Here is a 12,544-nt window from a genome sequence, read left to right as displayed (position 1 = left end):
TTCATCCCATCCGGCGACGGAACATCCAGGCCGCGGCGCTGAGCGTCACCAGGGCGATCAGCGCCAGCGGCACGGTGTTGCGCAGCATCTCCTCGACCGGCAGCCCCTTCAGGAACACGCCGCGGACGATGATGATGAAGTAGCGCAGCGGGTTGACGAAGGTCGCCGGCTGCAGCCATTCCGGCATGTTGTCGATCGGGGTGGCGAAGCCGGACATCAGCGTCGCCGGGATCATGAACAGGAACGACCCGAGGATCGCCTGCTGCTGCGTCGCCGACAGGGCGGAGATGAACAGCCCGATCCCGATCAGGGCCAGCAGGTAGAAGAACACCCCGGCATAGAACATGCCCAGCGACCCGCGCAGCGGCAGGCCGAACCAGATCAGCGCCGCCAGCAGGTAGAAGCTGCAATGGGCGAAGCCGATCAAGAGCGACGGGATGGTCTTGCCCAGCAGGATCTCGTGCACCCGCAGCGGCGACACCAGCAGCTGGTCGAAGGTGCCGAGCTCGCGCTCCCGCGCGATGGTCAGGCCGGTGACGATCAGCCCGATCAGCACGGCGATCACCGCAATCAGGTTCGGCACCATGAACCATTGCGTGTCCAGCGCCGGGTTGAACCAGAAGCGCGGCACCGCGGCATCCGGCACCGCCGCCACGCCGCTGGGGCTGGCCGTGTCGAGCGCCATGGCGCTGACGATCTGCGAGATGTAGTTGCCGGCCAGCTGCGAGGCGTTGGAGCGGCGACCGTCCAGGATCACCTGCAATTCCGCCGGACGCCCGGCGGCGATGTCGCGGGAGAAGCTCGGCCCGATCTGCACCGCCGCCAGCACCTCCTGCTGATCGATCGCCTGGCGCAGCGCCTCCGGCGTGTCGACCACCAGGATGCTGCGGAAGGTCGGCGTGCCCTCGACCCGCCGCACCAGCTCCTGGCTCCAGGCGCCGCGGTCGCGGTCGAGCAGGGCGATGTCGACGTTCTTCACCTCCATGGTCGCGGCATAGGCGAAGACGAACAGTTGCAGGATCGGCGGCACGATCAGGATCATCCGGCCGCGCGGATCGCGCAGCACGGCCAGCAGCTCCTTGACCACCAGGGCCCTCAGGCGGCGCCACATCTCAGGCCAGCCTCTTCCGGGTCAGCCGTGCCGCCAAGGCCAGCAGGATTGCCCCCTCGACCAGCATCACGGCCATGTTGCGCAGGTACAGCGGCCAGATGTCCCCGGCCAGGAACACGGTCTGCAGCGCCGGCACGTAGTAGCGCGCCGGCAGGATGTAGGTGATCCACTGGATCGGAAGCGGCATCGAGCTGATCTCGAACAGGAAGCCGGACAGCAGGAAGGCCGGCAGGAACCCCGCGACCAGAGCCAGCTGCGACGCCAGGAACTGGTTCTTGGTGGCCGAGGAGATGATCAGCCCCAGCCCCAGTGCCGGGCACAGGAAGGCGGCGGAGACCAGGTAGAGGGCCCCGATCGAGCCGCGGAACGGCACCCCGAACAGGACCACGGCGACGAAGACGCACAGGGTCAGCGACGCCAGGCCGAGCAGGAAGTAGGGCAGCACCTTGCCGGCCAGCAGCTCCAGCGCGGTGACCGGCGTCGCCATCATCGCCTCCATGGTGCCGCGCTCCCACTCCCGCGCCACCACCAGCGCGGTCAGCAGCGTGCCGATCATGGTCATGACGATGGCGATGGCGCCGGGCACCAGCGTGTTGCGGCTGACCAGCTCCTGGTTGAACCAGACGCGCTGCTCGACATCGATCGCAGGCAGGCCGTCGGCGCCGTGCCCCGCCGCCCGCATCGCCCGCCAGCCCGACAGCACGCCCTGGGCGTAGGCCATGACGAAGTTCGCGGTGTTGGGGTCGCTGCCGTCGACCAGGATCTGGATCTGCGGCGCCCCGCCCGGCCGCGCCGCCTCGGCGGCGAAGGTGGCGGGGATGACGATGATGCCCTTGACCCGGTTGGTCACCAGGTCCTCGGCGAACTGCCGCCGGTCGGTGCCGATGCGGGCGTCGAAATAGCGCGAGGCCTGGAAGCTGGCGGCCAGGTCGCGCGCCTCCGGCCCCGGGCTCTCCACCGCCACGCCGACGCGGGTGTGGTCGGCGTCGAGCGACAGGGCGTAGCCGAACAGGAACAGCAGCAGCACCGGCAGCACCACAGCGATCAGCAGGCTGGACGGGTCGCGCAGGATCTGCCGGCTCTCCTTGCGCAGCAGCGCCCCGAACCGCCGCAGCCGGTCGGCGCGGGAGATGGCCGCAGCCTCGTGGACGGCTTCGGTCATGCCGCCTCCTGCCGCGCGTCGGAGGCCTCGACCAGGGCGATGAAGGCGTCCTCCATGGTCGGGTCGGGGTGCTCGCCGTCAGCCACCTTCGCCTTCAGCTCGTCCGGCGAGCCGAGCGCGATCGAGCGGCCGCGATAGATCAGCGAGATCCGGTCGCAATACTCGGCCTCCTCCATGAAATGGGTGGTGACCAGTACGGTCACGCCGCGCTCGACCAGGCCGTTGATGTGGGTCCAGAACTCGCGCCGGCTGATCGGGTCGACGCCGGAGGTCGGCTCGTCCAGGAACAGCACCTCGGGCTCGTGCATCACGGCGCAGGCCAGCGCCAGGCGCTGCTTGAAGCCGAGCGGCAGGGTGCCGGCCGAGCGCGACCGCACCTCGCCGAGCGCGAAGATCTCGGTCATCAGCCCGATCTGCCGCCGCGCCCGGCGCCGGTCCAGCCCGTAGACCCCGGCGAAGAAGTCGAGGTTCTGGCCGACGCTGAGATCGCCGTAGAGCGAGAATTTCTGGGCCATGTAGCCCAGCCGGTTGCGCGCCTCGGCGCTGTCGCGGCGCAGGTCGAAGCCGGCCACCCGTCCCTCCCCCGCCGTCGGCTTCAGCAAACCGCAGAGCATCTTGAAGGTGGTCGACTTGCCGGCGCCGTTGGGGCCGAGCAGGCCGAAGATCTCGCCGCGCGGGATGTCGAAGGTGATGTCGGCGGCGGCGGTGAAGTCGCCGAAGCGCTTGGTCAGGCCGCGCGCCTCGATCACCGGCCCTTCCCGCGGCGGCAGGGTCTCGCGCGCCTCGGCCAGCTTCGACCGGCCGCCGGGACCGCCGCCGAGGATGTCGACGAAGGCGTCCTCGAAGCGCGGCACCGCCGGGCCGATCTTCGCGGCCGGGCCGGCCTCCTCCGGCGGCGCCGGGGGCTGTCCGGCATCCTTCGCCACCAGCCGGATCGCGGTGCCCTGGATCACGCCGTCGATCACGCCCGGCTGGTCCAGCACGACCGCCAGCACCTGCCGGCGGCGGCCCTCGACCCCGGTCAGCCGGAACACCCGGCCCTCGACCCTCCCGGTCAGCCCGTCCGGCTCGCCCTCATACAGCAGCTTGCCTTCATTCAGCAGCAGCACCCGGTCGCATTTCTCGGCCTCGTCGAGATAGGCGGTCGACCAGACCACGCCGATGCCCTCGCGGGTCAGGTCGCGCACCATGCCCCACAGCTCGCGCCGCGAGATCGGGTCGACGCCGACGCCCGGCTCGTCCAGCAGCAGCAGGCGCGGCTTGCGCAGCAGGGCGCAGCCGAGGCCGAGCTTCTGCTTCATGCCGCCGGACAGCTTGCCGGCGAGGCGGCCGGTGAAGCGCTTCAGATCGGTGAAGGTCAGGATCTCGTCATACACCGCCGGCCGCTCGGCCCTCGGCAAGGCGCGGAGATCGGCGTAGAGGTCGAGGTTCTCCTGCACCGTCAGGTCCTCGTACAGGCCGAAGCGCTGCGGCATGTAGCCGATCGCGGCCTGGATCGGTGCCGGCTCGGCCCGGCTGTCATGGCCGAGCACGGTCAGCGTTCCCTTCTCCGGCCACATCAGCGCGGTCATCAGCCGGATCAGCGTGGTCTTGCCCGCCCCGTCCGGCCCGACCAGCCCGGTGATCCGGCCGCCGCCGATCGCCGCGGTGACGGCGTCGAGCGCCGGCTTGCCGGGCCCGAAGCGCTTGGTCACCCCGTCGATCCGGACCAGGTCCGTAGGCGCCGGGACAGGGATGGGGTTGTTCGACGGCATGGTCCGATCCCCCTCACCCTCCCGTCGGCTTCGCCGCCGGGCCCCTCCCTCTCCCCGAGGAGAGGGAATTTCGGAGCAGCGCTTCCTTCACCTCTCCTTGGGGAGAGGTCGAAATCGCGCCAGCGATTTCAGGTGAGGGGGCGGCTCCGGCCCCTCCGCCCGGCTCGACCGCCATGTCCGGAGCAGCAGTCATCTCAACCACCCCTCGGCACGCGCACGGTCACCGGCATGCCCTGGCGCAGCGCCGGGTCGGGCGCGTCGACGATGATGCGCAGGCGGTAGACCAGGTCGGTGCGCAGCTCCGGCGTCTGCACCGTCTTCGGCGTGAACTCGGCGACCGGCGAGACGAAGCCGACGCGCGCACGATAGGGCTGGTCCGGCCTGGTGTCGGTCACCACCTCGACCATCAGCCCCGGATGGACCCGGCCGAGATCCGGCTCAGCCACATAGGCGCGGATCCAGACCGGCCTGGTCAGCGACAGCACATAGGCGACGCTGCTTGGCGCCATGATCGCCCCCGGCTCGGCCACCCGCGACAGGATGATGCCGTCGGCCGGGGCCGTCAGCGTCGCATCGGCCAGCGAGGTCTCGGCGGTGGCTAGGTCGGCCTGGGCGGCGGCAAGGTTGGCCCGGCCGGCGGCGATGTCCTCGGCCCGGCTGCCCTCCAGCAGCAGTTCCAGCGCCTGCCGGTCCGAGTCCAGCCGGGCCTGGGCCATGTCGCGGGCGGCCTGGGTCTGGTCGAGCGTCGATTGCGGCGCGTTGCCCTTCTGGCGCAGCTCCTGGGTGCGGTCGAAGGCCAGCCTGGCGTTCTCCAGATCGGCCTCGCGCTCGGCCACCGTGGCCCGGCCCTGGGCGATCTCCGCCGCGCGCGGCCCGGCCACCAGCTTGTCGAGATCGGCCTGGCGCGCCGCGACATCGGCGCGGGCCGAGGCGATGCTGTCCTGGAACGGCCGGTCGTCGAGCCGCGCCAGCACCGTGCCGGCGGTCACCGCCTCGCCCTCCTCCAGCTTCATCTCGACCAGCCGGCCGGAGACGCGGAAGCCGAGCTCGGCCTGGCGGATGTCGACATTGCCGTAGAGCGTCAGCGCGCCGTTCCCCGCCGCGCGCCAGCCCAGCCGGCCGGGCAGGTCGAACCACCAGCCGGCGGCCACCCCGGCCGCAAGCAGGAGGACGACGGCGATGCGGATGCGCGAATTCATGGCCGTTTCTCCACCGCCAGGCCGCGCAGATAGATATCGAGATGCCGGTCGATGAAGGTGCCGAGGTCGAAGTTCTCGTCCTGGCGGACGAAGGTGGTGCCCCAGATCACCGCCATCAGCAGCGGCGCGATCATCAGCCGGGCGGCGTCCGCCGGATCGACCGGCCGGATCTCGCCGGCGGCGATGCCGCGCGCGATCAGGCCGGAGACGGTGTCGAGCATCCGGTCGATCACGGTCTCGCGCCAGAACTGCGCCAGCTCCGGGAATTGCGGCGATTCGGCGATGATCAGGCGCGGGAACTGCAGCAACGTGGACCCGGCCACGGTGCCCAGGATGGCGCGCAGCAGCTGCGGCAGGATCTCCAGCACCGGGGTGCCCGGCTGCGCCGTCTCGCCGATCAGCCGCTCGACATTGGGCAGCACCGACTGGCGCACCAGCGCCTCGAACACCGCCTGCTTGCTGGGGAAGTAGAGATAGACCGTGCCCTTGCTGACCCCGGCGCGGGCGGCGATGTCGTCGATCCGCGTCGCGGCGAAGCCCCGCTCCACGAACAGGGCGAAGGCCGCCTCCAGCAGCTCCGCCGGCCGTGCCTCTTTTCGCCGTTTCCGCACCGCCTGGGCCATGCCGGTCCGCTCGCCTTCGTTAATGACTGACCAGTCAGTTATTAACGAAGGGAGGATCGGAGTCAAGAGGGTGGCGTTCCAGCCCGCCGCCCGAGCCGGCATCAGGGCGGAGTTAGTAAACACATTGTTTGGTTGTATTAATCTGCGATCTTGTTCATGCTACGTTCTATGGACAAGGCGCAGACCGATTCGGTTTCGGAGGCCCCGGCCACTCCCCAGGAGGAGCGGACGGCGCGGCATCTGCGCATGCTCGCCCGGGTAGCGGACGTCCATATGGAGATCATCGAGGCGACCCGCACCGAGGCGGTCGAGGCGCCGCAGCCCGGTGTCGACTATGGCCAGCGGATCGCCGTCATCACCAAGTCGCTGCGGCTGACCCTGCTCTTGGAGGAGAAGTTCGCCGGGCAGCGCGACGAGCAGCGCAAGGCTGCGGCGAAGCGGGAGGCGGCCCAAGAGGACTGGCACAAGCTGCGGGTGAAGCTGGCGATGATGGCGGCGGCCTACGAGGTGTCCGAGGACGCTGAGGAGGTCGAACGCCGCACCACCGAGGTGGGCGAGCGGCTGGAACGGCCGGAGGTGGCCGAGCTGATCGAGGCCAGCCGGGCGCCGGTCGCAGTGGCGGCGTTGTGCCGGCGCTGGGGCTTCCCGCCGCAGGTGGAGCGCTGGCTCGAGATGGCGGACGAGGCCATGGAGCATTACGGCTTCATACCGCCGCAGGACGGCGAGGACGATCCGCCCGAGGATGCGCCCGGGCCACGCCCGGCCGGCGTCGACGGCCGCAAGCCCAAGCCGCCGGACACGGGGTGAGTCCGCCGCGCGTCGCGCCTCACCCGTCCGCCCACTTTCAGCACCAACGAACGCAGCCTTCCACACTCCCCCTCCCCTTAGCGGGTCCGCGCGCCTATGGCCCGTTCCCAAAGCCGGCTAAACCCCGGGCAACCATCGCCGGCTCTGGCTGCGCCAAACCCCTCCCCCTGCCCCCCTCCCGCAAGGGGAGGGGGAGTGTGAAGAGATACGTGCCTCTGTGTGACAGCGCCCGGGCTGCAAGCCTTCCGCCCTAGGCGGCCGCCCGGTCCCGCCGCTCCTCGACCGCATGGCAGGCGACCAGGGCGTCGCCCGCCGCGAGCGGCTGCGGCACCTCCTGCCGGCAGCGGTCGTTGGCCAGCGGGCAGCGCGGATGGAAGGCGCAGCCCGGCGGCGGGGCGATCGGGCTCGGGATCTCGCCCTCCACCATGCGCCGCGGCCGGCCGGTCATCTCCAGGTCCGGCAGGGCGTCCAGCAGCATCCGCGTGTAGGGATGGCGCGGCGCCCGGAACAGCGACCGGGCCGGCGCCAGCTCGACCATCCGGCCGAGATAGACGACGCCGATCCGGCTGGCCATGTGCCGGACCACGGCCAGGTTGTGGCTGATGAACAGGTAGGTCAGGCCGAACTGGTCCTGCAGATCCTTCATCAGGTTCAGGATCTGGGCCTGGACCGAGACGTCCAGCGCCGAGGTCGGCTCGTCGCAGACGATGAACTCCGGCTCCGACGCCAGCGCCCGGGCGATGCAGATGCGCTGGCGCTGGCCGCCGCTGAACTCATGCGGGAACTTGCGCCCGTCGCGCGGGTCGAGCCCGACCCGGCGCAGCAGCTCCGCCACCTTCTCCGCCGTCTCGGCCGGGGACGAGGACAGGCCGAAGGCGCGGATCGGCTCGGCCACGATGCGGTCGACCCGCCAGCGCGGGTTCAGGCTGGCATAGGGGTCCTGGAAGATCATCTGGATCCGCCGGCGCAGCTTGGCCAGCTGCACCTTCTTCGCCGGGTCCGACAGATCGATGCCGTCGATCAGCACCGCCCCGTCGCTCGGCTGCAGCAGCCCCACCGCCAGCCGGGCGATGGTCGATTTGCCGGAGCCGGATTCGCCGACCAGCGCCAGCGTCTCGCCCCGGATGATGGTGAAGTTGACATCCTGCACCGCCTTCAGGGTCAGCCGCGGCGCCCCGCCCAGCAGCCGCGCCAGCCAGGGCTGGGACAGGTCGAAGCGGCGGCTCAAGCCCACCACTTCGACCAGGACCTTCGTCGTCATGCGCGACCCCCTTCCACCAGCCAGCAGGCCGCCGCCCCCGGCCCAGCCGCGATCAGGTCCGGCCGGTCGCGCCGGCAGCGGTCGAAGGCGGCGGTGCAGCGCGGGTTGAAGGCGCAGCCGGCCGGGATCGCATCCAGCCGCGGCATCGCGCCCGGGATCTGCTGCAGCCGCTCGTCGTCGCCCGTGACGGTCGGGATCGAGCCCATCAGCCCCATGGTGTAGGGGTGGTGCGGCTGCTTGATCACGGTCCGCACCGGCCCGATCTCGGCGATCCGGCCGGCATACATCACCGCCACCCGGTCGGCGGTCTCGGCGATCACGCCCATGTCGTGGGTGATCAGCATCACCGCCGTGCCGCGCTCGCGGCACAGCCGCTTCAAGACCGCGATCACCTGGGCCTGGACCGAGACGTCGAGCGCCGTGGTCGGCTCGTCGGCGATCACCAGCTCCGGCTCCGCCGCCAGGGCCAGGGCGATGACCACGCGCTGGCGCATGCCGCCGGAGAATTCATGCGGATAGGCGTCGATCCGCGCCGCCGCCGCCGGGATGCCGACCTCCTCCAGCAGGGCGATGGCGCGGCGGCGGGCGCCGTCGCGGCCGAGCGGCAGGTGGGTGGCGATGGTCTCGGTCAGCTGCCGGCCGACGGTGTAGAGCGGGTTCAGGCTGGTCAGCGGGTCCTGGAAGATCATGCCGATGCGCCGGCCGCGGATCCGCCGCATCGCCTCGGGCCGCAGGTTGTCGATGCGCTCGCCCTTGAGCCGGATCTCGCCGCCGGCGATGCGGCCGGGCGGGTCGATCAGCCCGATCACGGCGGTGCCGGTGATCGACTTGCCGGCGCCGGATTCGCCGACCACGCCCAGCACCTCGCCGGGGGCGATGTCGAAGGACACGCCGTCGATCGCGGTCAGCAGGCCGCGGCGGCTGCGGAACTGGACCTTGAGGTCGCGGACGCTGAGCGTCGTCTCGGCCATGGCCCTCACCGCAGCTTCGGGTTGAGGGCGTCGCGCAGCCAGTCGCCCAGCAGGTTGACCGACAGCGCCAGCACCGCCAGCGCCGCGCCGGGGAAGATCGTGATCCACCACTCGCCGGAGAACAGGAAGCGGTTGCCGATGTTGATCAGCGTGCCCAGCGACGGCGAGGTCGACGGCACGCCGACGCCGAGGAAGGACAGCGTCGCCTCGGTGATGATCGCCAGCGCCAGGTTGATGGTGGCGATCACCAGCACCGGCCCCATCACGTTCGGCAGCACGTGGCGGAACATGATGGTCCAGTCCGACAGGCCGATCAGCCGGGCGGCCTGGACGTATTCCTTGCGCGATTCGACCAGGGTGGAGCCGCGCACGGTGCGGGCGTACTGCACCCAGTAGGACAGGCCGATGGCGACGACGATCACCCCGATCTGCAGGTCGGTGCCGCCGCCCTTGCCGACCAGCGCCAGGGCGATGCCGTTGATCAGCAGCGCGATCAGGATCGCCGGGAAGGTCAGCTGCACATCGGCGACGCGCATGATCACGGCGCCGACCCAGCCGCCGCGATAGCCGGCGACCAAGCCGAGGGTGACGCCGATCAGCATGGCCAGCGCCACCCCGGCGACGCCGACCAGCAGCGAGATCCGGGTGCCGTAGAGGATGGCCGAGAACAGGTCGCGGCCCTGGTCGTCGGTGCCGAGCGGGAATTGCGGGTCGCCCAGCGCCTCGAAGGCCGGCGGGATCAGCGAGTTCATCAGGTCGAGGCTGGCCGCGTCGAACGGGTCCTGCGGCGCGATCAGCGGCGCCAGCACCGCCCCCGCGGCCATCAGCAGCGTGACCACGAGGGCGATGATGGCGATCGGCGAGTGGCGGAAGCGCCAGGCGAGGTCGCTGTCGAGCAATCGTCGCATCGGCTCAGGTCCCGACGCGGATGCGCGGGTCGACCGCGGCGTACAGGATGTCGACCACCAGGTTGATGGTGACGAAGATGAAGGCGCTGAGCAGCAGGTAGGCGGCCATGATCGGGATGTCGACATTGGCCACCGCCTGGATGAACAGCAGGCCCATGCCCGGCCACTGGAACACCTGCTCGGTGATGATGGCGAAGGCGATGATCGAGCCGAGCTGCAGCCCGGTGATGGTGATGACCGGGATCAGCGTGTTCTTCAGCGCATGGCCGAAATGGATCGCCCGGTCGGGCAGGCCGCGGGCCCGGGCGAAGCGGATGAAGTCGGTGCGCATCACCTCCAGCATCTCGCCGCGCACCAGGCGCATGATCAGCGTCATCTGGAACAGGCCGAGCGTGATCGCCGGCAGGATCAGCGAGCGCAGGCCGGACAGGGTGAGGAATCCGGTGCTCCACCAGCCCAGCCGCACCACGTCGCCACGGCCGAAGGAGGGCAGCCAGCCGAGCTCGACCGAGAAGATGAAGATCAGCAGGATGCCGATCAGGAAGGTCGGCAGCGACACCCCGACCAGCGAGCCGCCGAGGAACAGGCGCGAGATCCAGCGCCGGGGATAGAGGCCGGTGAACACCCCCATCGGCACGCCGATCAGCAGCGCCAGCAGGGCGGAGGTCAGCGACAGCTCCAGCGTCGCCGGCGCGCGGTCGCCGATCAGGCCCGAGACCGGCTGCTTGAACTGGTAGGAGTTGCCGAAGTCGAACCGCACCACGTTGCCGGCATAGCGGATGAACTGCACCACCACCGGGTCGTTCAGCCCCAGGCTGTCGCGCAGCGCCTCGCGCTCCGCCTCGGTGGTCTCCTGCCCGACCATCTGGTTGATCGGGTCTCCGACGAAGCGGAACATGGTGAAGGCCAGCAGCGCCACCACCAGCATCACCAGGATCGCCTGCGCCATGCGCGTCAGGATGAAGGCCAGCATCACACCCCGCTGCCGATGAAGGTAAGGGGGCGGCGGCTCGAGGCCGCCGCCCGGCGGGTTCGGACCTCTAGTTCGTCTTGATCCAGTCGAAGATCAGCCAGTTGTCCGGCCGCTGGACCACGGTGAACTTCTTCGACACGCCCCAGGACAGCGCCTGCTGGTGCAGCGGCAGGTAGCCGACATCCTGGTTCAGCAGGATGTCGTAGGCCTGGAAGATCAGCTCGTCGCGCTTGGCCTTGTCGCCCTCGACCGAGAAGGCGTCGACCAGGGCGTCGACCTTCGGGTTGCAGTAGCCGCCATTGTTCGAGACGGCGACGCCCGGCGCCCGGCAGCGCACCAGGTTGTTGAAGACGCTGAGCGAATCATAGCCGTCCGGGGTCCAGCCCAGCAGGTAGAAGCTGGTGCTGTGGCCGCCGGCCTCGCCGATCTGGGTGAAGTGCTTGGCACGGGGCTGGGCGTTCAGCGTCACCTTGACCCCGACCCGGGCCAGCATCGACACCACCGCCTGGCAGATCGCCTCGTCATTGACGTAGCGGTCGTTCGGGCAGTCGAGCGTGACCTCGAAGCCGTCCGGATAGCCGGCCTCGGCCAGCAGCTTCTTCGACGCCTCCGGATCATAGGGATGGCGCTTGAACTCGCCGGCGCGGGCGAACAAAGCGGGCGAGATCATCAGCGCCGTCGGCGTCGCCTGGCCGCGCATGATGCGCTGGCCGATCGCGTCCTCGTTGATCGCCTGGTAGAAGGCCAGCCGCACCTTCTGGTCCTTGAACGGGTTCTTGCCCTTGACGCTGGAATACAGCAGCTCGTCGCGGTCCTGGTCCAGGCCGAGGAAGATGGTGCGCAGCTCCGGCGCGGCCAGCAGCGCGGTGTCGGCGTTGTTGGTGACGCGGTCCTGGTCCTGCACCGGCACCGGATCGACCCAGTCGACCTGGCCGGACAGCAGGGCGGCGACGCGGGTGGCGGAGGACGCGATCGGCGTGAACTCGACCCGGTCGACATTGCCCTGGGGCTTGCCCCACCAGTTCGGGTTGCGCACGAACACCGTCTTCACCCCGATCTCATGGCTTTCGACCATGAAGGGACCGGTGCCGTTGGCGTGCAGCACGGCGTAGCCGGGGTTCTTGTCGGCCGTGGAGGACGGCGCCGCGGCGTTGTTCGCCTCCGACCACTGCTTGTCGAAGATCGGCCAGGAATCCCAGGTCGCGTTCAGCAGCGGGTTGGGCTTGGTCAGGACGAAGTCGACCGTGTGGTCGTCGACCTTCACCGCCTTCATGTCGGAGGGCACGCGGCCCTTGATGTCCGAGCCCGGGGACCGCAGCCGGTCGAGCGAATACAGCACGTCGTCGGCGGTGAACGGGTCGCCATTGGCGAACTTCACGCCCTCGCGCAGGCGGATGCGCCATTTCAGCCCGTCATCGGTCACCTCCCAGCCGGTGGCCAGCGCCGGGACGATCTTCATCTCCTGGTCGCGCTGGGTAAGCCCCTCATAGACGTTGCTCATCGTCGCGGTCGTGAAGGTCTCGTTGAACTGGTAGGAGTCGAGCGTGTTCAGGTTGCCCTGGAAGGCGAAGCGGAACACGTTTTCCGCCCGCGCCGAGGCCGAAGCCACCAGGACCGCCGCCCCGATCAGAAGCCCGGCCGCGGCCCAACGCAGCGGCCCGGGGGCCGCCAGGGCCAAAGATCCCAAGCCTGAAGATCGGTGTCTGCCTCGCTGTCTCACATCCGCCATCGCTGCCTCGCTGTTCTTGGTTGCAGGACGCCGGGCGGCCGATGCC

At 70.0% G+C, this 12,544-nt stretch carries 11 protein-coding genes; 1 reads left to right on the top strand and 10 read right to left on the bottom strand.

Features of this window, described 5'->3' with window-relative positions; translation table 11 throughout:
• Position 1 precedes the first annotated feature (1 nt).
• The 5 genes from ACTOWL_RS03415 to ACTOWL_RS03395 all read right to left on the bottom strand — a co-directional run bounded on the left by ACTOWL_RS03415 (position 2) and on the right by ACTOWL_RS03395 (position 5,849).
• The gene (locus ACTOWL_RS03415) at positions 2–1,111 is read right to left on the bottom strand and encodes an ABC transporter permease (protein ID WP_441319784.1); all 1,110 of its coding nucleotides are present in this window, start codon (positions 1,109–1,111) and stop codon (positions 2–4) included.
• 1 nt (position 1,112) lies between these two features.
• On the bottom strand, positions 1,113–2,273 hold the full coding sequence (locus tag ACTOWL_RS03410; RefSeq protein WP_441319783.1) for an ABC transporter permease: 1,161 nt from the start codon (positions 2,271–2,273) through the stop codon (positions 1,113–1,115).
• Positions 2,270–3,967, bottom strand: coding sequence for an ATP-binding cassette domain-containing protein (locus tag ACTOWL_RS03405; protein ID WP_441319782.1), 1,698 nt, complete (start codon positions 3,965–3,967; stop codon positions 2,270–2,272). The genes ACTOWL_RS03410 and ACTOWL_RS03405 overlap by 4 nt, the downstream gene beginning before the upstream one ends.
• A gap of 254 nt (positions 3,968–4,221) precedes the next feature.
• On the bottom strand, positions 4,222–5,226 hold the full coding sequence (gene hlyD / locus ACTOWL_RS03400; RefSeq protein WP_441319781.1) for a secretion protein HlyD: 1,005 nt from the start codon (positions 5,224–5,226) through the stop codon (positions 4,222–4,224).
• Positions 5,223–5,849: a TetR/AcrR family transcriptional regulator gene (locus tag ACTOWL_RS03395; RefSeq protein ID WP_441319780.1), complete on the bottom strand. Its 627-nt coding sequence runs from the start codon at positions 5,847–5,849 to the stop codon at positions 5,223–5,225. Before ACTOWL_RS03395 ends, hlyD begins: the two co-directional genes overlap by 4 nt.
• Before the next feature lie 156 nt (positions 5,850–6,005).
• Here ACTOWL_RS03395 and ACTOWL_RS03390 point away from each other — a divergent pair, with 156 nt between their 5' ends.
• The gene (locus ACTOWL_RS03390) at positions 6,006–6,656 is read left to right on the top strand and encodes a hypothetical protein (RefSeq protein WP_441319779.1); all 651 of its coding nucleotides are present in this window, start codon (positions 6,006–6,008) and stop codon (positions 6,654–6,656) included.
• 250 nt (positions 6,657–6,906) lie between these two features.
• Here the strand turns inward: ACTOWL_RS03390 and ACTOWL_RS03385 are convergent, their stop codons facing one another.
• The 5 genes from ACTOWL_RS03385 to ACTOWL_RS03365 all read right to left on the bottom strand — a co-directional run bounded on the left by ACTOWL_RS03385 (position 6,907) and on the right by ACTOWL_RS03365 (position 12,456).
• Complete coding sequence (locus ACTOWL_RS03385) at positions 6,907–7,917, bottom strand: ABC transporter ATP-binding protein (RefSeq protein WP_441319778.1); 1,011 nt, start codon at positions 7,915–7,917, stop codon at positions 6,907–6,909.
• Entirely contained in the window at positions 7,914–8,888 is a 975-nt protein-coding gene (locus ACTOWL_RS03380) for an ABC transporter ATP-binding protein (protein WP_441319777.1), read from the bottom strand. Before ACTOWL_RS03380 ends, ACTOWL_RS03385 begins: the two co-directional genes overlap by 4 nt.
• 5 nt (positions 8,889–8,893) lie before the next feature.
• Complete coding sequence (locus ACTOWL_RS03375; protein WP_441319776.1) at positions 8,894–9,796, bottom strand: ABC transporter permease; 903 nt, start codon at positions 9,794–9,796, stop codon at positions 8,894–8,896.
• 4 nt (positions 9,797–9,800) lie between these two features.
• Positions 9,801–10,769, bottom strand: a complete 969-nt coding sequence (locus tag ACTOWL_RS03370; RefSeq protein WP_441319775.1) for an ABC transporter permease — start codon at positions 10,767–10,769, stop codon at positions 9,801–9,803.
• 67 nt (positions 10,770–10,836) lie between these two features.
• Positions 10,837–12,456, bottom strand: a complete 1,620-nt coding sequence (locus tag ACTOWL_RS03365; RefSeq protein ID WP_441319774.1) for an ABC transporter substrate-binding protein — start codon at positions 12,454–12,456, stop codon at positions 10,837–10,839.
• Positions 12,457–12,544: the final 88 nt, after the last annotated feature.

The sequence above is a fragment of the Inquilinus sp. CA228 genome (genome assembly GCF_052078665.1).
Taxonomy (GTDB): Bacteria; Pseudomonadota; Alphaproteobacteria; order DSM-16000; family Inquilinaceae; genus Inquilinus.
This window is presented reverse-complemented; position numbering and strand designations above follow the sequence as displayed.

Excerpts from the sequence above, each read along its gene's own strand:
- ACTOWL_RS03415 (WP_441319784.1), bottom strand. The coding sequence starts at position 1,111 with ATGTGGCGCCGCCTGAGGGCCCTGGTGGTCAAGGAGCTGCTGGCCGTG.
- ACTOWL_RS03410 (WP_441319783.1), bottom strand. The coding sequence starts at position 2,273 with ATGACCGAAGCCGTCCACGAGGCTGCGGCCATCTCCCGCGCCGACCGG.
- hlyD (WP_441319781.1), bottom strand. The coding sequence starts at position 5,226 with ATGAATTCGCGCATCCGCATCGCCGTCGTCCTCCTGCTTGCGGCCGGG.
- ACTOWL_RS03395 (WP_441319780.1), bottom strand. The coding sequence starts at position 5,849 with ATGGCCCAGGCGGTGCGGAAACGGCGAAAAGAGGCACGGCCGGCGGAG.
- ACTOWL_RS03390 (WP_441319779.1), top strand. The coding sequence starts at position 6,006 with ATGCTACGTTCTATGGACAAGGCGCAGACCGATTCGGTTTCGGAGGCC.
- ACTOWL_RS03385 (WP_441319778.1), bottom strand. The coding sequence starts at position 7,917 with ATGACGACGAAGGTCCTGGTCGAAGTGGTGGGCTTGAGCCGCCGCTTC.
- ACTOWL_RS03380 (WP_441319777.1), bottom strand. The coding sequence starts at position 8,888 with ATGGCCGAGACGACGCTCAGCGTCCGCGACCTCAAGGTCCAGTTCCGC.
- ACTOWL_RS03375 (WP_441319776.1), bottom strand. The coding sequence starts at position 9,796 with ATGCGACGATTGCTCGACAGCGACCTCGCCTGGCGCTTCCGCCACTCG.
- ACTOWL_RS03370 (WP_441319775.1), bottom strand. The coding sequence starts at position 10,769 with ATGCTGGCCTTCATCCTGACGCGCATGGCGCAGGCGATCCTGGTGATG.